Source organism: Microbacterium sp. GCM10027623 (assembly GCF_042666935.1).
GTDB lineage: Bacteria > Actinomycetota > Actinomycetes > Actinomycetales > Microbacteriaceae > Microbacterium.
Genome location: NZ_JBHTHE010000002.1, coordinates 303473 through 322712, shown reverse-complemented (window position 1 = coordinate 322712; position 19240 = coordinate 303473). Strand labels below are relative to the sequence as shown.

At 68.6% G+C, this 19240-nt stretch carries 19 protein-coding genes; 5 read left to right on the top strand and 14 right to left on the bottom strand.

Annotated features, from left to right (window positions below; genetic code table 11):
- Nucleotides 1-123: 123 nt before the first annotated feature.
- The 3 genes from ACFQY2_RS08875 to ACFQY2_RS08865 are packed head-to-tail and all read left to right on the top strand — an operon-like array spanning nucleotide 124 to nucleotide 2739.
- Entirely contained in the window at nucleotides 124-648 is a 525-nt protein-coding gene (locus ACFQY2_RS08875) for a VOC family protein (protein ID WP_378745399.1), read from the top strand.
- Between the two features lie 2 nt (nucleotides 649-650).
- Nucleotides 651-1352, top strand: a complete 702-nt coding sequence (locus ACFQY2_RS08870; RefSeq protein WP_378745397.1) for a GntR family transcriptional regulator — start codon at nucleotides 651-653, stop codon at nucleotides 1350-1352.
- A gap of 10 nt (nucleotides 1353-1362) precedes the next feature.
- Nucleotides 1363-2739 (top strand): aldehyde dehydrogenase family protein, encoded by a 1377-nt coding sequence (locus ACFQY2_RS08865; RefSeq protein WP_378745396.1) that lies wholly within the window; start codon nucleotides 1363-1365, stop codon nucleotides 2737-2739.
- A gap of 26 nt (nucleotides 2740-2765) precedes the next feature.
- On the opposite strand, the gene ACFQY2_RS08860 is transcribed toward ACFQY2_RS08865, so the two are convergent.
- The 14 genes from ACFQY2_RS08860 to ACFQY2_RS08795 form a co-directional block, all read right to left on the bottom strand.
- Nucleotides 2766-3404: a helix-turn-helix domain-containing protein gene (locus ACFQY2_RS08860; RefSeq protein WP_378745395.1), complete on the bottom strand. Its 639-nt coding sequence runs from the start codon at nucleotides 3402-3404 to the stop codon at nucleotides 2766-2768.
- A gap of 12 nt (nucleotides 3405-3416) precedes the next feature.
- Nucleotides 3417-4085 (bottom strand): cupin domain-containing protein, encoded by a 669-nt coding sequence (locus ACFQY2_RS08855; protein ID WP_378745394.1) that lies wholly within the window; start codon nucleotides 4083-4085, stop codon nucleotides 3417-3419.
- A gap of 76 nt (nucleotides 4086-4161) precedes the next feature.
- Entirely contained in the window at nucleotides 4162-5463 is a 1302-nt protein-coding gene (locus tag ACFQY2_RS08850; protein ID WP_378745393.1) for a M24 family metallopeptidase, read from the bottom strand.
- A complete protein-coding gene (locus tag ACFQY2_RS08845) occupies nucleotides 5460-5936 on the bottom strand; it encodes a RidA family protein (protein WP_378745392.1) in 477 nt (158 codons plus the stop codon). The genes ACFQY2_RS08850 and ACFQY2_RS08845 overlap by 4 nt, the downstream gene beginning before the upstream one ends.
- The gene (locus tag ACFQY2_RS08840; protein WP_378745391.1) at nucleotides 5933-7579 is read right to left on the bottom strand and encodes an amidohydrolase; all 1647 of its coding nucleotides are present in this window, start codon (nucleotides 7577-7579) and stop codon (nucleotides 5933-5935) included. Before ACFQY2_RS08840 ends, ACFQY2_RS08845 begins: the two co-directional genes overlap by 4 nt.
- Before the next feature lie 9 nt (nucleotides 7580-7588).
- Nucleotides 7589-8305: an ABC transporter ATP-binding protein gene (locus ACFQY2_RS08835; protein WP_378745390.1), complete on the bottom strand. Its 717-nt coding sequence runs from the start codon at nucleotides 8303-8305 to the stop codon at nucleotides 7589-7591.
- Nucleotides 8302-9099, bottom strand: coding sequence for an ABC transporter ATP-binding protein (locus ACFQY2_RS08830; protein ID WP_378745388.1), 798 nt, complete (start codon nucleotides 9097-9099; stop codon nucleotides 8302-8304). The genes ACFQY2_RS08835 and ACFQY2_RS08830 overlap by 4 nt, the downstream gene beginning before the upstream one ends.
- Nucleotides 9100-9104: 5 nt before the next feature.
- A complete protein-coding gene (locus ACFQY2_RS08825; protein WP_378745387.1) occupies nucleotides 9105-10409 on the bottom strand; it encodes an ABC transporter substrate-binding protein in 1305 nt (434 codons plus the stop codon).
- Nucleotides 10406-11488 carry a branched-chain amino acid ABC transporter permease gene (locus ACFQY2_RS08820; RefSeq protein ID WP_378745386.1) on the bottom strand — a complete coding sequence of 361 codons (1083 nt, stop codon included), beginning with the start codon at nucleotides 11486-11488 and terminating at the stop codon, nucleotides 10406-10408. Before ACFQY2_RS08820 ends, ACFQY2_RS08825 begins: the two co-directional genes overlap by 4 nt.
- A complete protein-coding gene (locus ACFQY2_RS08815; protein WP_378745385.1) occupies nucleotides 11485-12354 on the bottom strand; it encodes a branched-chain amino acid ABC transporter permease in 870 nt (289 codons plus the stop codon). The genes ACFQY2_RS08820 and ACFQY2_RS08815 overlap by 4 nt, the downstream gene beginning before the upstream one ends.
- A gap of 129 nt (nucleotides 12355-12483) precedes the next feature.
- Nucleotides 12484-13677, bottom strand: a complete 1194-nt coding sequence (locus ACFQY2_RS08810; RefSeq protein ID WP_378745384.1) for an MFS transporter — start codon at nucleotides 13675-13677, stop codon at nucleotides 12484-12486.
- A complete protein-coding gene (locus tag ACFQY2_RS08805; RefSeq protein ID WP_378745382.1) occupies nucleotides 13658-15046 on the bottom strand; it encodes a M24 family metallopeptidase in 1389 nt (462 codons plus the stop codon). The genes ACFQY2_RS08810 and ACFQY2_RS08805 overlap by 20 nt, the downstream gene beginning before the upstream one ends.
- 40 nt (nucleotides 15047-15086) lie before the next feature.
- Nucleotides 15087-15794: an SDR family NAD(P)-dependent oxidoreductase gene (locus ACFQY2_RS08800; RefSeq protein WP_378745381.1), complete on the bottom strand. Its 708-nt coding sequence runs from the start codon at nucleotides 15792-15794 to the stop codon at nucleotides 15087-15089.
- On the bottom strand, nucleotides 15791-16684 hold the full coding sequence (locus ACFQY2_RS08795; RefSeq protein ID WP_378745380.1) for a cupin domain-containing protein: 894 nt from the start codon (nucleotides 16682-16684) through the stop codon (nucleotides 15791-15793). The genes ACFQY2_RS08800 and ACFQY2_RS08795 overlap by 4 nt, the downstream gene beginning before the upstream one ends.
- Nucleotides 16685-16942: 258 nt before the next feature.
- On the opposite strand from ACFQY2_RS08795, the gene ACFQY2_RS08790 reads away from it, so the two are divergent.
- Together ACFQY2_RS08790 and ACFQY2_RS08785 are read left to right on the top strand one after the other, a co-directional pair.
- Entirely contained in the window at nucleotides 16943-18370 is a 1428-nt protein-coding gene (locus tag ACFQY2_RS08790) for an amidohydrolase family protein (protein WP_378745379.1), read from the top strand.
- A 101-nt stretch (nucleotides 18371-18471) separates the two neighbouring features.
- Nucleotides 18472-19173 carry a helix-turn-helix domain-containing protein gene (locus tag ACFQY2_RS08785; protein WP_378745378.1) on the top strand — a complete coding sequence of 234 codons (702 nt, stop codon included), beginning with the start codon at nucleotides 18472-18474 and terminating at the stop codon, nucleotides 19171-19173.
- The last annotated feature ends 67 nt before the right edge of the window (nucleotides 19174-19240 follow it).

Genomic DNA, 19240 nt, shown 5'->3' with positions numbered 1-19240 from the left:
CTCATGCTAAACACCGATTGCATCCAATTTCAAGCCCCTAAGCGATTCTTCGGCGTTGTTCTGGCGAGTCGAGGCTGATCTGGATACAATCAACGGAATTCCATCGATGGCGAGAGGAACGACATGCCGCTTCCCGGGATGCAGGGCTCCGATCATTTCGGTTTCACCGTGCCCGACCTCGACGAGGCCGAGCGCTTCCTCGTCGACATACTGGGGGCGACGCCGGTGTACACCCTGGCGGGCAAGCGCTCCGACGGCGATTTCATGCGGACCCATCTCGGGGTGCACCCCCGCACCGCGATCACGGAGATCCGCTTCTACCGGCTCGGCCACGGCACCAACCTCGAGGTCTTCGCCTACGACAGCGCCGACGGCCAGGCTCCGCAACCGCGCAACAGCGACATCGGCGGGCACCACCTCGCCCTGTACGTCGACGACATGGACGCGGCGGTCGATTATCTGCGCACGGCAGGCGTGGAGGTGATGGGCGAACCCGTCAGCAGTGCGGGCCCCGCCACCGGGCAGCGCTGGCTGTACTTCCGCAGCCCCTGGGGGATGCAGTTCGAACTGGTCAGCTTCCCGGGCGGCAAGGCGTACGAAGCAGAGGCGCAGACGGTGCTGTGGCATTCGGCGCGACCGGCGGAGTGACGATGGGCGCACACGAGAAGATCCGCACGCGCGGCGGGGACGCCGGAGCGAGGATCGCCGCAGGCATCCGCGCGCGCATCATCTCCGGCCAGCATCCCCCCGGAACCCGCATCCGGCAGGAGGACCTCGCCGCGGAGTTCGGGGCGAGCCGCGTGCCCGTGCGCGAGGCGATCAGACAGCTCGAGTTCGAGGGCCTGCTCACCGTCGTCGCGAACGCGGGCGCCTGGGTGTCCAGCCTCACGCTCGCCGAGTGCGAAGAGGTGTATCAGATGCGCGAGCGACTCGAGCCCCTCCTGCTGCGCTACAGCGCTGCCGCCCTCGACACCGCTGACCTGGACCACCTCGCAGATCTCGCCGAGCGCATCAGCCGTGCCGGTGACGACACCGAGGAGTTCCTCGCACTGGACCGCGAGTTCCACCTGTTCAGCTACGCCCGCGCGCAGACGACGCAGCTCGAACAGCTGATCCACAAGCTCTGGAACACCACCGCTCCGTACCGGCGAGCGTATGTGGCGAGCTGGCAGTCGACCTCCCGCAGCATCGCCCACGAAGAGCACCACCTCATGGTCGAGGCGCTCCGGGACGGCGACGTCGAAGAGGCCGAGCACGTCCTGGCCGGCCACATCCGTCGCACGCGACGGCAACTGTCCAAGCATCCGTCGATCTTCCACAGCGGATCAGAGATGCTCCGCCCCGAGATGTGAGAGGCACCCGATGACCATCGCCATCATCAACCCCGCCGACGGCGCGCTGATCCGGGAGTACGCGGCCCACACGGACGCCGAGGTCGAGACGCGCATCGCCGCGGCCCACGCGGCGCACCTGACGTTGCGCGACACGGCCGGCCCCACCCGAGCGGACTGGATGCGGCGCGCAGCAGACCTCATCGAGACGGAGGCCGAGCGCGTCGCCGCCACGATCACGCAGGAGATGGGCAAGACACTGGCCCAGTCGCGGGCCGAAGTGCGCAAGTCCGCCCATGCCATGCGCTTCTACGCCGATCACTCTGCGGAGTTCCTCGCCGACAGCCCGCTGCGCGACCCCGCATCCGTCGGCGCATCGGCCGCGTATACGACCTACCAGCCGCTCGGCGTGGTACTCGCGGTGATGCCGTGGAACTACCCGATCTGGCAGGTCATCCGCTTCGCCGCACCCGCACTCATGGCCGGGAACACCGGACTGCTCAAGCACGCCTCGAACGTACCGGCGTCGGCGATGTATCTGGACGACCTGTTCGAGCGCGCAGGCTTCCCCGTCGGATCCTTCCGCACGCTGCTCATCCCGGCCACGCGCGTCGAGCCCGTGCTGCGCGACCCGCGTGTCCGTGCGGTCACCCTCACCGGATCGGAGCCGGCAGGGAGGGCGGTCGCCGCGATCGCGGGGTCGGAGGTCAAGCCGGTGGTGCTCGAGCTCGGCGGCTCCGACCCGTTCCTCGTGATGCCCTCCGCGGACATCGACCGCGCGGTCGCCACCGCCGTCACCGCCCGCACCGCCAACAACGGTCAGGCCTGCATCAACGCCAAGCGCTTCATCGTGCATGCTGAGGTGCACGAGGAGTTCCTCGACAAGTTCACCGCCGCGATGGGCGGACTGAGCGTCGGCGACCCCACCGACCTCGACACCGACGTCGGCCCCCTGGCCAGCGCACAGGCCCGCGAAGACCTGCACGCTCTCGTGGACGACGCCCTCGGCCGAGGCGCAGTGGCCACGACCGGAGGGCGGGTGCCGGACGGCGCCGGGTGGTACTACCCGCCCACGGTGCTCACCGGGATCACCCCGCAGATGCGCCTGTACGGCGAAGAGGCCTTCGGCCCGGTCGCCACCGTCTACCGCGTCGACGACGCCCAGCACGCGCTGCGCATCGCCAACGACACCAGCTTCGGGCTCAGCTCGGCCGTCTGGTCGGGCGACGCTCAGGAGCAGGATCGACTCGTCTCCGGACTGCAGGCCGGAGCGGTCTTCGTCAACGGCATGTCCGCCTCGCACCCCGCCCTGCCGTTCGGGGGCATCAAGGACTCCGGGGTCGGCCGGGAGCTGTCCGCCGAAGGCATCAGGGCGTTCTGCAACCTGAAGACGGTCTGGCGCGGATGAGTGAACAGCGGCCCTCGTGCCGCTGTTCAGGCGTGCGGAGCGGGGTCGCGCGGGTCGGCATCGCGCACGAACCAGATCGCGCGGACCTCCTCGGCACCGTCGTTCCAGAACCTGTGCGGGATCCGCGAGTCGAACGCGATCGAGTCGCCGGGGTGCAGCACGCCTTCCGCACGGTCGACGCGCACGTTCAGCGCACCGGCGATGACGATGCCGAACTCACGCCCGGCATGTCGGATGTCCTCAGGCGGTGGCGGCGTTCCCGGTGCGTAGACCACCTCGAGGAACTCCGAACCCGCCTCGCCGGCCGAGGTGAGTCTGCTCCACCGCGGCCCGGAGCTCAGCTGGATCGACGGATGATCGCCGACGCGTTGCACGACGCCGTCCTCGATCAGATCCCGCACCCGGACCGCCGCCGGATCACCCGGCGCGCCGCCTGCGGGCGGCGGTTGCATATCCAGCAGCGCGTTCATGGACGCGTCCAGTTCGCCGGCGACCGCGTAGAGCGCGGGAACGCTGAAGGCACCGATCCCTCGTTCCACCTGGGACACGTGGCTGGCGGAGACGCCGATCCGGCGAGCCAGCTCGCGCACGCTCAGACCCTTGGCCTTGCGGGCGGCGCGGATCCGGTCCCCCACCAGATCCCACTGCGTGTCCTTCTCGGGCATGCTGCTCTCCTCTCAGGCGCCCGCGCGTCCCGGCAGCCGGCCGATGGCGCCGAGCACGTCCGCCGCGGTGCGGATCTCGGATGCCTCCACCGGTTCGCTGCCGGTGCGGGTCATGCCCAGCACGAACCAGACACCCTCGGCGACGGCGTCCGTGTGGTTCACGTACAGGTGCGGCCGCATCGAGTCGAAGCACACCGAATCGCCCGGGCGCAGGACGTAGGTCTCGAAGTCGAGTTTCAGCGTCAGCTCCCCGCGGATGATGTACCCGTACTCGACTCCGGCATGACGCATATGCGTGTCATCGACCGAGCTGGACGCCCCGGGCTGATAGGTCGCCAGCACCGAGTCCGCGCCGTCGCCGGTATCCATCGAGGCGAGGCCCCGCCAGGTGACGCCGTTCTGCATGTCGATCTCGGGCGCTGCGCTCAGCGGCTGGACCGGTCCGACGCGCGTCGGCGTGTGCATGACGCCGCCCGATTCCTCACGGCCGAGCACATCGTCCATCGACAGTCCGAGGGTGGTGACGATCGTGTAGAGCGTGCTGACCGACGGATGCACCTTGCCGGTCTCGACCTGCGAGAGCAGGCTGGGCGAGATGGCGGCGTCGGTCGCGGTGGCGCGAAGGCTCATCCCGCGCGCGAGCCGTGCGGCGCGTATCCGCTCCCCGAGGCCCTGCGTCATGATTCTCCTCCCGCGCAATCGACCTTATCCCGCTGCCGCCCCGGCACCGAGGCGACTCGGCGACGATGACGCCGGCTCAGTACCGTCCCGCGACGAACAGCTCCTGAGCGGGGAACCGCGTGAGCACTTCGATGCCGTAGTCGGTCACCACGACCTCCTCCTCGATTCGAGCGGCCGAGATCCCGTCCGATGCCGGGCAGTAGGTCTCCATGGCGAAGACCATTCCGGTCTGCAGCTCCACCGGATCGCGGAAGGAGTTCAGTCGCGAGATGATGGGACGCTCGTGCAGCCCGAGCCCGAGGCCGTGGGCGAACTGCAGTCCGAACGCGGCCATCTCGTTCTCGAAGCCGAAGTCCTCCGCCTTGGGGAGCACGGCGGCGACCTCGTCGCTGCCGACACCAGGCCGGAGCGCGTCCAGAGCCCGGTCCATCCACTCCCGAGCCTGCTTGTAGGCGTCCTGCTGGCTGGCTGTCGCCCAGCCGACGCCGAAGGTGCGGTAGTAGCAGGTCCGGTAGCCGTTGAAGGAGTGGATGATGTCGAAGAACGCCTGGTCACCGGGGCGGATGATGCGATCGGTGAAGTTGTGCGGATGCGGATTGCAGCGCTCCCCGGAGATGGCGTTGACGGCCTCGACCTGATCGGAGCCGTACTCGTAGAGTCGCGCGTTGGCCAGTGCGACGATCTCGTTCTCCCTGACACCGGGGCGCAGTGCCTCGGAGATGTCCTGATAGACGCCGTCCACCATCGCGGCCGCCTGGTTCAGCAGCAGGATCTCGTCCCGGTTCTTGATCACCCGCGCGTCGAGCATCCGCTGCTGGGCGTCGGCGACGCGCAGCCCCTGGCGCTGCATCTCGAACAGGAACGGCGGTTCGACGATGTCCACCCCGACCGGGGCGTCCGCGAGACCCGCGCCGCGCAGCAGCGACACGATCTCGGAGACGGCGTCCTTCATCAGCCCGGCGCCCTCGGGGTCGACCGCGCCGCGGAAGCCGAGGAACCCGGGCCGGTGGTTCGCCTCCGGCATCCAGTCGGAGGTGAGCTTGTGGTGGCGCACGGCCGAGCCGAAGTCCCACAGGATCGGCTCGTGATCGCGCATCAGCAGGGTGTACCGGATCATCTTGTCGCCCAGTGCGCCGCCGATCCAGGTCTGGGTCGTGTACCGGATGTTGTAGAAGTCGAACAGCAGGAACGCTCCGCATTCGCTCGACTCCAGGGCCGCTTTGGCGCGGGCGAGGCGGTAGCTGCGCAACCGGTCGAAGTCCACCCGGTACTCGTAGTCGACGCCCTGCTGTCCAGGCGCATCGAGCGGGCGGACTCCCGGCGGGCGCGCGGAGGGCCGCTCGAACCGGCGCGAGTCGTGAGCGTGGGAGTGGGTCACGCCGATGCCCCGTCGCCGGGAGCCGCGGCCACGACGTGGAACTCGAAGCGCAGCCGGGGGTCGGTGGCGAGCCGCGACACCTCCACGGTCGTGCTGGTCGGGATGTGCCCGCCGAACCACTCGGACTGATGACGGTTGACCACGTTCTGATCCGCGTCCACGTCGGTGAAGAAGCGGATCAGGTTGACGACATCCGATCTGCCGCAGCCGGCGGCCTTCAGCGCGAGGTCCAGATGCTCGAAGGCGTTCGCCACCTGCCCGGCGGCATCCATCGGCATCGCGTCGAAGACCTCGGGCACGTGCGGGTGGTCGTGGTAGACGGGGGCGCCCGTCACCCCGCTGATGAAGACGAGCCGCGCGTTCGACACCACCCGGATCGCCGGGACGAACGGACTCACGATCGACGCGTCGTATCCCTCGTGGTGGATGATCTCGGCATTGCCGACGCGGCGCGGCGCAGGGACGGTGCTCATGGTGTGCTCTCCTTGTCGAGGGTGATGTGTGTGATCCGCCCGCCCATGACGGTCAGGTCGCTGGTGATCCCGGCGAGTCGCTCTTCTGGGCAGTCCAGCGGGTCGAGGCTCGGCACGCAGAGGTCCGCGTCGTAGCCGGGGGCGATGCGCCCCCGATGCGCCTGTTCGGCCGTGAACCAGGCGGCGTCGCGGGTGTACGCGGCGAGCGCTTCGACCCGGCTCATCCGATGGCGGGGATCACGGATGCCGCGGCCGTCCAGCGTGCTGCCGGTGACCAGCCAGTGGATGGACGCCCACGGCGAGAACCAGTTCGCCCTGGTCGAGTCGGTGCCGGCTCCGATCGTGATCCCGAGCTCGCGCATCGTGCCGATCGGCGGGGCCTGCGCGGTGGCCTGCTCTCCCCAGGCGTCGACGTAGTCGCCGCCCTTGAGCACGAGGCGGTTCTGCACCAGGATCCCCGCGCCCAGCCGCGCGAGCCTGGACAGGTTGGCGTGCGACGCCTCATCGGCGTGCACGATCGACCAGCCGCGCCCGGCGACCCGTCCGGTCTCGGCCTCGATCTGCTCCCAGGCGTCCAGGATGCGGGCGAGTGTCGCATCCCGCACGGCGTGCACGCTCATCCGCCAGCCGCGCACGGCGCACACGCGCACGATCTCGACGAGCTCCGCGTGCGCGGCGTCCGTGAGCACGAAGGGATCGAGTCCCTCCATGTCGTGACAGCCCAGGTGCGGGATCTCGCCGACGCCCACGATGCGGACGACTGCATCGCCCGCATCGACCGGCACCAGCGACGTGAGCGCGCTGATGTCGTCGACTTCGCCTCCGCGGGTCCAGGCCGAGATGAACAGCCGGAAGCGGAGTGCGAGCTGTCCTCGGCGGTGCACGGCGTGCACCGCGTCGTAGTCGCGGGGCGTCATCATCAGCCCCCCGCCGTCCACCACTCCGGTCAGCCCGTGTTCGGCGAAGGCGGCTGTCATGGCCACCAGGCCCGCTTCGGCATCCGCTCCCTGCAACGCGAGTCCGGTGGGGACGGCGAAGGCCCCGATGCCCCGGATCTCGCCGGTGAGCCGCCCCTCGGCGTCGCGCAGCAGCTCACCGCGGACGGGGTCGGCGCTCGTGTCGTCGAAGGCGCAGGCCTGCAGTCCGGCGGAGTTCAGCACCCCTCGGTCGTACAGCTCCTGCACGTAGACGGGATGGTCGGGGGCCGCGGCGTCGAGTTCCGTGCGGGTGGGGGGCCGGCGCTCGCGCAGCTGGGAGGAGTGCCATCCGCCGATGACGCTGATCCACTCGCCTGCTGCGCGCGTGTCCGCCTCGGCACGCACCAGGGCGAGTGCCTCGTCGATGCTGCGCACGCCTTCCCAGTGCATCGTGCGCGTCCAGGACGCACCGGCGCGCACAGCGTGGATGTGGGAGTCGTTGAGCCCGGGAAGGACGCGACGCCCGTCCAGCTCGATCACCCGGGCTGCCTGATCCGCGAGGGGCTGGAGTTCGGCATCCGTCCCGCACGCGATGATCCGGCCCTGCGCGATCGCGACGGCCGAGACCTCGGCAGGCGCCTGCCCAGGATCGGCGAAGGTGAGGACGTGCCCGCCGCGCAGCACGAGATCGACCAGCGGGGTCGAGGATGCGGATGAAGCAGTCACGTCGACCTCTCAGATGCTCAGGTGGCGTTCGAGCAGCGCATCGTCGGCACGCAGCTCGGCCGGCAGTCCTGACCAGGCGATCGTGCCGGAGTCGTCGATGACGATCACCCGTTCGGCGATGTCGAGGGCGAGATCCACGTTCTGCTCGGCGATCAGCACAGCGAGTCCCGAGCTGCGCAGCCCCGCCAGTCGGTCCTGGATCACATCCAGCACGCTGGGCGCCAGGCCCTCGCTGGGCTCGTCCATGATCAGCAGGGAGGGATCCGTCATCAGCGCGCGTCCGATGGCCAGCATCTGCTGCTCGCCTCCCGACAGGGAACTCGCCATCGACGCGGAACGCTCCGCGAGTCGGGGGAAGAAGTCGAACACCCGCTCCACCGTCCACGGATCCGAGACCGCAGCCCGCCGCTTCTTCGGCACGACGGTGAGGTTCTCGAGCGTCGTGAGCGATCCGAAGACCCGACGTCCCTGCGGCACCAGGGCGATGCCGGCCCGGGAGATCTGGTGGTTAGCGCTGCGAGTGATGTCGATGCCGTCGTACTCGATCGATCCGCTGACCACCGCGGGCGGGTGCAGTCCGCAGATCGCCCGCACCAGCGTGGTCTTGCCCATGCCGTTGCGCCCGAGCAGCGCCACGCTCTGGCTGTCGTCGATCTCGAAGTCGACGCCGTTCAGCACGCGCGCCGTCGCATAGCCGGCATGCAGGTCTCTGACCTTGAGACTCACTTCCTGTCCCTCCTGCCGAGGTAGATCTCCTTGACGGTGGGGTGCTCGCGCACCTCACCCGGCGTCCCCGTCACGACGTGCCGGCCGTTCTCCATGCACATCACCCGATCGGTGAGTCCGAGGGCCAGGCTCATGTCGTGCTCGATGAGAAGGATCGACAGGGTGCGCGGGAGCTCTTCCACGAGTTCGCGCAGCGTCACCCGTTCGACCGCCGACAGCCCTGCGGCCGGCTCGTCGAGCAGCAGGATGCTGGGCTCCCCCACCAGCGCCATCGCGATCTCGAGCTGGCGCTGCTCGCCGTGCGACAGGTCTGAGACGGTGTCGTCCCGTCGTCCGGCCAGACGCACCGCGTCGAGCACGTCGAGCGCGCGCACGCTGGCATCGTCCCGCATGCCCTGAGTCCGCCAGAAGACCTGAGCCGTGCGATTTCCCCCGCGGGCGGCCACGCGCACATTGTCGAGCACGGTCATGTCGCGGAACAGGTTGGACACCTGGAAGGTGCGTCCCACGCCCATCCGCGCTCGGCGCGCGGTGCTCAGCCGGGTGACGTCCTGCTGGAACATCTCGATGCGCCCGGCGGTGGGCGCCACATCTCCGGCGATCATCTTGAACAGGGTGGTCTTCCCCGCGCCGTTCGGGCCGATCACGCCCATGCGTTCACCGGTGGCCACCTCGAGCGAGATGCCGTCCACCGCCTGCACGCCGCCGTAGCGCTTACCGAGCTCCGACACGATGAGCGCAGGGCCCGGGGCCCCGGAACCGTTCCGGTCCGGGGCCTCGGTGAGAACGTCCATGGGTATCACTCCAGTCCCTGGAAGTCCTGCGAATAGGTCGGCTGCGCCATCGCCTTCTCGGGGTCGCGACCGAGCCACTGGTCGACGTCCTCGACGGTGGCGATCGGCACGTTGTAGAGGCTGCCGTCGTCCAGCTTCTGCACCTCACGGATGAAGACCGGTCCGACCATGTTGTTGTAGTCGTCCCAGGAGACGCGCCCGAAGATGCTGTCGGTGAACTCGTACTCGGCGATCGCCGTGACGAGGTCCTCTCCCGTCACCAGACCCTTCTCCTTCAGCACGGACGCCACCAGTGATGCCGTCATGTACCCGCCGGCGACATAGGCTCCGGGGATCTTCCCGTCGGAGAACTTCTTGTAGACCTCGACGAACTCCCGCGTCGCGTCGCTGTCGAGCCCTTCGGCCCAGTAGCTGATCGACTTCAGCCCGAGGATCTGGTCGCCCATCGCCCGCAGCGTCCCCTGATCGGCCGCACAGCAGTTGACCAGCAGCTTGTCCTGATCCAGACCGAGCCCGAGGTAGGCGTTCAGGAAGTTCGGTCCGGGAGCGCCTCCGGCCGTGGCGACGTACACCACGTCGGCGTCCGCCGCCTGGATCTGCGATGCGTAGGTCGAGAAGTCGGTCGTCGAGTTCGGGAACCAGATCTGCTTGATCAGCTCTCCGCCGTTCTCGGTGAAGCCCTGCACGAAGCCGGCACAGGACTCCCAGCCGAACGCGTAGTCGGCGCACAGGGTGACGGCGGTCTTGTAGCCGCCCTCGGTCGCCGCCCACTCGCCCCCGGGATAGTTGGCCTGCGAACCGCCCATGGATCCGGTGCGCACGGTGAGTCCGTTGTGGTTGCGCTGGGTGAGGTCATCGGACGCCGCGACCGGGTGCAGGTTCGGGATGCCGACGGTCGAGGTGTACTCGGCGACCGCCAGGGCGGTGTTCGCGATCAGCGGCCCGACGATGATGTCGACCTTGTCCTGCTCGACGAGTTTGTGCGCCTTGGTGAGGGAGGTCTCCGGGTTGCCGGCGTCGTCCTCCACGATGGTCTTGATGGTCACATCACCGGCCTTGCCGCCGTTGTTCTCCCAGTACAGGTTCCAGCCGTCCACCATCTCCTGCCCGGCGACGGCGAAGTTGCCGGTCGTCGGCGAGATGTAGCCGACCGTGAGCGTGTCCGAGCCTCCGTCGGAGCCGTCGCCCGGTTCCGGTGCGGCCGCATTGGGCGGAGCACAGGCCGTGAGCGCCAGTGCCGCCGCTGCGAGGACGCCGAATCCGGCGAATGCTGTCCGGCGACCACGTGCCGTCATCGTCAGTGATTTCATGGCAGGTCCTTTCCGTTTCTTGGTGCATCGATGGGGTCGGGCGACGCGGGTCCGCCGCCCGGGGACGCCCCACCAGGGGGCGCATCGTCCGAGCGGGTCCGCAGGCGGCGCACGAACTTGCGTACGCTGCCGGCGATGCCGGCCCGGGCGAAGAGGATCACGAGGATGAAGATGAGACCGAGGATCGTCGGCCAGCGGTCCACGTAGCTGGAGAGCACGTTCTCCACCAGGACGACGATCGCCGCACCGATGAGCGGACCGAGCAGTGTCCCGACGCCGCCGAGGATCACCATCACGATCAGGTGCACCGAGCGGTCCACGCCCGCGGTCGAGGGACTCACGAAGTGGGTGTTCCAGACGGCCAGGAGTCCTGCCAGGCCCGCGACGAGACCGGAGATCAGGAACGCTCCGACACGATAGCCCTGGACGTCGTACCCGAGGCTGCGCATTCTGCTCTCGCTGTCCCGCACCCCGCGCAGGCTCGCACCGAACGGCGAATCGCCCACCACCCACAGCACGGCCGTCGCCAGGACGAACAGCCCGAGCACCACGTAGTAGTAGACCCAGTACGACGACATCCACTCCGGACGCGCGATTCCCGAGATGCCGTTCTCGCCGCCCGTCACACTGGACAGCCGGAAGGCCAGCCCGTAGATCAGCATGCCGACGGCGAGGGTGACCATGAGGAAGTAGATGCCGCTGGTGCGCATGGACAGCAGCCCGTAGATCAGTGAGACCAGCACGGTCAGTCCCAGAGCGACCAGTGCCTGCATGCCCGGGTCGAATCCCTGCTTGGAGGCCCAGCCCGCGCCGTACGCGGCGGCGGCGGCGATGCCCGCGTGCCCGAGCGAGACCATGCCCCCGGGACCGGCGAGGAAGTTCACGCTGGAGGCCAGTGTGGCCGCGATGAGGATCGTCGTCGTCAGCGTGACCACGAAGCTGGACACCCCGAGATAGGGCAGTGCCACGGCCACCACCAGCAGCGCCGCCAGGAGGCCGATGCTGAGGAACCGGGTCCGGCCGCGTCGCGGGGCGCCGATCGTGCGCACGGTGCGCGTCTCCACGATGCGGTTGCTCATGACGTCGCCTTTCCGAACAGGCCGGTCGGGCGCAGCACCAGCACCAGAGCCATGGGCAGGAAGATGGTGAAGTAGGCGAGCTCGGGGATCCACGCCTTCGCGAAGGCGTCGATGAGGCCGATCAGCACGCTGCCGATCGCGGCGCCGCCGATGCTGCCGAGTCCGCCGATGATGATGACGACCAGCGCGTAGAGCAGCACCTCGTTCTGGACGCCGGGGAGGATGCTCTGGATGCCGGCGCCGATCGTTCCGCCGATGGCGGCGAGCGCCGCGCCGACGACGAACATCCCGGTGAACACCCAGGCGATGTTCACCCCCATCGCACCGATGATCTCGCGGTCGTCGACACCGGCCCGGACGGTGGCGCCGATGCGCGTGCGCGTCTGCACGTACAGCAGCGCGATGCCGATCAGCACCGCCACTCCGATCACGAAGATGCGGTACCACGGGTACGCGAAGCCGCCGAGACTCAACGCCCCGGGGATCCGCACCGCGCTGGGCAGGTTCTGCGGGTCGCCGCCGAAGATCGCCAGGCACAGGTCGGCGATCACGAAGGACACGCCGAGGGTCAGCAGCACTTCGGGCAGCTCCTGACCCCGCACGAACCGCAGCAGCGCCAGTTCGATCACGAGCGCCGTCACCGAGACGGCGACGATGGCGATGATCACGGCCAGCAGCAGATTGCCGGTGAGCATGGCGATGACCACGCCGATGTATCCGCCCAGCATGTAGAACGCGCCGTGCGCCATGTTCACGATGCGCATGAGGCCGAAGACGAGCGTGAGCCCGCTGGCCAGGAGGAACAGCAGCGCTCCGAAGCTCAATCCGTTGAGCACCTGCTGCAAGAGGAATACGGGTTCGAACACCGTGAGCCAGACCTTCCGCTTCGTCGAGGAGAGTTGCCTGTCGTTGCTCTCAGTGAACCAACCACCTCACCGGATGTCAAGTGTGAGTGTACATTTCGTAAGTGAGAGTTTACGAATGTGGGTGGCGCACTAATCGCCGCGGTCGCGATAGCGTCGCCGCATCGCCACCGAGACGACCCCGAAGCAGAGAGCGGCGGCCGCGCTGCTGAGGAAGAGCACCGGAAAAGCGCCCCGATCCACCGCCACGGTCCCGGCGGCGGAGCCCAGCGCCGCCCCCAGCATGAGCGAGATCGAGAACAGGGTCATGCCGAGCGCGCGGGTGTCCGATGCCGCATCCGTCATCCACGTCTGCAGGGTGGTGTGCGCCAGCGCCCAGGCGACTCCGAGGCACGTGGCGCCGAGGAGGACGGTCAGCGGGTCCACCCGCATCGCGAGGATCAGGAAGCCCAGCACCGCGGCGCATCCGCCGGCGACGAAGAACCACGTCGGGCGGACCCGGCCGACCACGAGCTTCATCAGCTGACTGACCGCGACCACCGCGACGCCGAACGCCGCCGTCGCCATCCCTGCCATGAACACGTCGCTGCCCGCCTGCTGCAGCACGACCGGGAGCAGATTGAACACGCCGATCAGGAGCACGCCCTCCAGTGCGGTCACCGCGCACACGGCGATCGCCCAGCGGTTGCGAACCAGCCGCGCCAGCTGCGGGCGGACGCCCTCGATGCCGCGCTCTCCCACCTCCGGCAGAGTGGCCAGCATCAGTGCCATCAATGCGGTGACCAGCGCGTAGACCACGAAGATCGCCCGCCACGACACCCAGGTCGCCAGCGCACCGGAGGTGAGTGTGCCGATGGCCAGTCCGAGCGCCGTCGCCGTGGCCAGGTTCGACATCGCCGAGGGACGGCGCGCCAACGGAAGCGCGTCGCCGAAGTAGGTCAGCACGGCGGCGAACGTGGCGGCGAACGCCCCTCCCGATGCCGTGCGTGCGATGATCAGCATGACGATGTCCGGGGACATCGCGGCGAGCGCGTTCGCCGCTGCCGCCAGCCCGGTCGAGACGACGAGCACCCGGATGCGCCCCCACCGCGTGGAGAGCGGGCCCCACAGGATCTGCAGCAGGGCGTAAGCGGCCGCGTGCGTGGTGATCGCCACGGCCGCGATGGCGACCGATGTGCCGAGATCACCGGCGATCCCGGGGATCAGCGGCAGGATCAGCGAGCGATCCAGCGTCGACCAGAAGATCGTGAGCGGCAGGAGCGTCGATGCGGGCAGGCGGGGGCGCGCAGGCGCCCCCGCTGCCGCGTCACCCCTCGGCTTCGCCACGTCCCTCCGCCGTGTTCAGGTGCGACTGCGAATCGCGCACGCCGGGCAGCGGACCGTTCACCGTGAAGTAGCGTCCGCCTCCGGCGACCAGCAGATCCTCGGCGGGGAACTTGGTGATGACCTCGCATCCGTCCGCCGTCACCACGACCTCCTCCTCGATGCGCGCGGCACCCCAGCCGTCAGACGAGGGCCAGTACGTCTCCAGGGCGAAGACCATCCCCTCCTCCAGAACCTCCGGGTGCTCGAGCGAGGTCAGACGCGAGAAGATCGGCTTCTCCCAGATCGACAGACCGACTCCGTGGCCGTACTGCAGGGCGAACGCGGATTCCTCGTCGGGGAAGCCGAACTCCTCCGCCGTGGGCCACAGCTGCACGATGTCGGCGGTGGTCGCCCCCGGACGCACGGCCGCGATGGCCCTGTCCATGTACTCGCGGCAGCGCTTGTAGGCGTCGCGCTGCGCCGGGCTGGCGGACCCGACCGCGAAGGTGCGGTAGTAGCAGGTGCGGTAGCCGTTGAAGGAGTGCAGGATGTCGAAGAACGCGGGATCGCCCGGTCGCACCGCCCGATCCGAGTAGACGTGCGGATGCGGGGCGCATCGCTCCCCCGAGATGGCGTTGACGCCTTCGACGTACTCCGACCCCTGATCGTAGAGCGATTTGGCGACCAGTCCGACGCACTGATTCTCGCGCACCCCCGGCCGCAGGAACTCGTACAGTTCGTCGTAGGCGGCATCCACCATCGACGCCGCCGTGGTGAGCAGCGTGATCTCGTCGTCGGTCTTGATCCTGCGCGCCTCCATGAAGATCTGCTGCCCGTCGACGACCTCGATGCCCTCGCGCTGCAGCGCGAACAGAATGGGCAACTCGATCACGTCCACGCCCAGGGGCTCATTCGCCAGCCCGAACCGCTCCAGTTCTCGCTTGATCTTCTTCGCGACCTGCTCGGCGATGCCCGCGTCCGGCGGGAAGGCGCCCCGCAGCGTGGAGATGCCCGCCCGCGCGCCGGACTCCAGGCGCGGCCTCGTCGCGCCGTGATGCGGGGCGTGCGGATCGGCATCCGCCTCCATGTGCGTCTGGTTCAGCCACGGGTTCAGCAGCGCGTGGTGCTTAGCCGCGGAGCCGAAGTCCCACACGATGGGATCGGTCTTCCGCGTCACCAGGCAGAACCTGATCAGCTTGTCCATGGCCCACGTGCCGATATGGGTCGCCGAGGCGTACCGGATGTTGGCGAAGTCGAAGGCCAGCACCGCCCCCACCGATGAGCGCTCCAGCTGCGCGTGCAGCCGTGCCAGCCGCTCATCGCGCAGCCGCTCGAAGTCGACGCGCGCCTCCCAGTCGACACCCATGGTGCCGCGTGTTGCAATGCTCATCGTGTGCTCCTCCTCATCCGAAACAAGACCCTCGTGCGCATCACGAGATCCGCCAGCCGCAATCCACGTTCAGGCTGTGTGCCGAGACGCCGCGGTTGAACAGCAGGAACTTCGTCGCGTCCACCACGTCGGCCATCGCCGCGAGGCGCCCTCCCGGCGTCCGGCTCTCGTACCCGGCCAGGACTCCTTCGGGCTTGCCCGCCCAGAAAGGGCTGTCGCCGATGATTCCCGGGTGCAGGGAGTTGACGCGGATCGGCGCCAGCTCGAGGGCGAGCGTGTTCATCATGCCGTCGACGCCCCCGTTGATGGTGGAGACCGTGGTCGAGCCCGGGTAGGGCGCATCCTTGGCGCGCCCGCCGAACAGCACGATCCCGGTGTCGCGAGAGGGCTCGAGCCGATCGAGCAGCGTGTGCACCGTCTCGGTGTAGCCGATCAGTTTCAGTGTGATCAGCCGTCGGGCGCGGCCGATGTCGTACTCGCGGATGGTGTTCGCGTCGCGTTCGATGGCGACCATCACGATCCCGTCCAGCCTGCCCACCGAGCGCAGCTGGTCGGCGATGCCCTCCGGCTCCGAGACGTCCAAGGCGACTCCCGACGCGCCGGTTCCGATCTCGGAGGCGACCTGCTCGGCGCGCTCGGGATCCCGGCTGGTCAGCACGACCTCGTCACCGGAGGCGACGAGATCCTCCGCCAGCGCCCGACCGATGCCGGAGGAGCCCCCTGCGATGAGAATACGACGACCGCTCATGACTCCTCCTCGAGTCTCTCTTCCAAGTACTGCCAGTCCCGCACGAATCGATAGGCATGTCGGGGCGGCATCTGCGGCGCCTGGGTCTCCAGCCACTGCACCTCCGCGCCGGTCGCCGCGAAGGAGTGCACGCATCCGACACCGGCCCACGCGAAGTCGCCGGCCTTGAGCAGGAACTCCTCGCCGTCGAACGTCGCACGCACCTCGCCCTCGGTCACCAGGTAGGCCTCCTCCAGCGGGTGGTCGTGGGGTCCGGCTGCGCCGTCGGGCGCGTAGCGCACCATGAAGGAGGTGCCCAGTGTCGCGCCCAGATCCGAGTCGACCATCATCTTCAGCGTGATGCCGCTGTACACCAGCAGCGCGGTGCGCATCGACGCCGAGACGGCGAGCAGCTGCTGCGACTGCAGTGCGGGGTTCATGTGCTCGCGAGTGATGTTGCCGAAGGACCGGGTGCGCGGATCACGGGTGTCCACGGCGATCGGCTCGCGCGTCGGCAGCTCCGCGACCCGATAGGTGTCATCGCCGTAACGCGCACGGGCCGGCGGCGTGTACAGATCGGACCAGACGGCCACCCCGTCGCCCGCCGAGCGCCAGGCATGCGGCACGCCGATCGGGATCACTCCGTAGTCTCCGGCGACCAGCCTGACGGTGGCCTCCGGTGTGGCCAGGACGACCTCGCCCTCCTGCACATGGAAGCTCTCCTCGAAGGAGTGCACGTGCGTCGCGGTGCGCCCTCCGGGTTCGAGCCGGTTGATCCCGAAGTCGGTGTGAGCGGCACCGTCGGCCTCACCCACGCAGCGCCAGCGCAGCAGACCCTCCGCCCCCGGCGCCAGCGGCCCCGGGGCCCGGTAATCCGCCTGATCACGGTGACGGACCACGAATCGCGTCATGAACGGCCTCCTTGCCGAATGAAGCATACTGTTCAGCCTTACTGTACTTAATCTGATCGAACATCGGGTCGGTGTCAAGAGCTGAGACACATGGATCGCGATCCAGCTGCGCCGCTTTCGCGGTCTCTCCCTACCCAAAACGCCGATCATGCGTCATGCTGAAGTGACCAAGGGGCGTTTCACAGGACTGCACAAGCCACTGAACAGTCGGATGATGGATCGCCCGAGTTCCGGGAAGCTGATCGAAGGAGATGAGCGATGACCATTGCTGCCACCCCCGAAGCGGGGCAGCCCATCCTGTTCACCAACGGCATCGTCCTGACGATGGATGACGCCCACACCGTCATTCCTCGCGGCGACGTGCTGGTGCGCGACGGCAGAATCGCGGAAGTGGGGCCCGGGATCCAGCCCCCGCCCGACGCGCACATCATCGACGCCGACGGCGGCATCCTCATGCCCGGCATGGTCGACACCCACCGGCACATGTGGCAGACCGCGATGCGCGCCTACGGGTCGGACTGGACGCTGACGCAGTACTTCGTCTGGTACTACCTGCAGCACGGAGCGAAGTTCCGCCCCGAGGACTACGCGGCCGGCAACCTGATCTCCGCCCTCGACGCCGTCGAGTCGGGTGTGACCACGAGTGTCGACTGGTCGCACGGACTGCGCACGATCGACCATGCCGAGGCCGCGTACGAGGCACTGGCCACGTCGCCGGGGCGCTACGTGTTCGCCTACGGCAACATCCACCAGTCCCCCTGGGAGTGGGCCACCGACAAGTCCGTCCAGGAGCTGCTGATCCGCTCCCGTGACGATTCGCGGATGTTCGGCACCCAGATCGCCTTCGACGTGCCGAACCAGGATGCCGAGTTCCCCGAGCTCGCCGCCTACCGGGCGGCGAAGGATCTGGGACTGCGGGTGACCACGCACGCCGGCGTCTGGGGCGCCACGAACGACTGGGGGATCCGCAACGCCTACGAAGCAGGCGTGATGGAGGAGGGCTTCACGTACGTGCACGCCGCGTCGCTCTCCGAGGAGAGCTACCAGAAGATCGCGGCCACCGGCGGGAACGTCTCGCTCGCCACGGAGTCGGAGGACACCTGCGGTCAGGGCTACCCACCCCTGCACCAGCTGCGCAGGCACGGCATCCCGGCATCCCTGTCGGTGGACACCAGTGTCTGGTTCAGCGCGGACCTGTTCTCCGCGATGCGCGCGACCGTGAACGCGGACCGTGCGCTCGAGCACTACATCGCGCACCGCAAGGAGCCGGCCGAGACCGTCACGCATGTGCGACTGCGCGCGGAGGACGTCGTCGACCTGGCCACCCGCGGCGGAGCGAAGGCGCTCGGCAAGGATCACCTCATCGGCTCGCTCGAGGTCGGCAAGCTCGCCGACGTCGTGCTGCTGAAGAACGAGGACTCGCCGACCTGGGCGCCGGTGATCAATCCGTGGGGTCATGTCGTCTACCAGGCTCAGCGCGGCGACGTGCACACCGTGCTGGTCGGCGGCGAGGTCGTCAAGTCCGAGGGCAAGGTCGTCGCGGGCGATCTGCCCGGCGTCAAGCGGATGCTCGCCGACACCGTCTCCTATCTCGAGCGCGAGGTCGGGGAGGACTGGGTTCCGGGCATGTACCCGGAGATCCCGGAGACCGAGGTGCTGACCAACCCGTACCAGTACAAGAAGTAGACGGACGGACGCCGGGCCCGGAGCGGGACGCACCGCTCCGGGCCCGGCGTCCGTCCGCGATCCGTGCCGAAGTGTATCGTCGGGATACGGAAGGGACGACGATGGCCGAGGAACAGATCGGGGCGAGACTGCGAGCCGCGCGGCTGCAGCAGGGCATCAGCGTGCGAGGTCTCGCGCAATCCCTGGGCGTCTCGCCGAGCCTGATCTCCCAGGTGGAGACGGGGCGCACGCAGCCCTCCGTCTCCACGCTGTTCAGCATCGTCAGCGAACTGAACGTCTCCCTCGACGCCCTGCTCTCCGATGCCTCGACCGCCGACCCGCCGACCGCTGAGGACACGCGCCGGCCGAGGCGGGAGCGGATGGACGTGCCGCCGGTGCAGCGCGCGGAGGACAATCCCACGCTGCGGATGGAGAACGGCGTGGACTGGGAGCATCTCGCGCTGGATCCGCGCGGTTCGGTGGACATGATCTTGGTGACGTACGCGCCGGGTGCCGCCAGTTCCATCGAGGATCGACTCATGCGGCACGCCGGACATGAGTTCGCCTATCTCATCGAGGGCGAACTGACGCTCCGTCTCGAGTTCGAGTCGCACGTGCTGCGCGCCGGCGACTCCCTCCAGTTCGACTCCACCCGTCCGCACATGCTCACCAACCACACCGATCGCGTCGCCCGCGGCGTCTGGTTCGTGGTGGGTCGCCGAGACGAGAGCCTTCCGGCGGCTACTCCCTCCACCAAGCGCGCCTCGACGGAGGTCACGTCCGCGGTGGACGCGCTGCGCGTCTTCGATCGCTTCGCCGGCTGACGATTCCGCCGGCGCGCCAGGACCCGCGCGTCCGCCGACCCGGCATCCTGCTTCCGGCGGGGAGCAC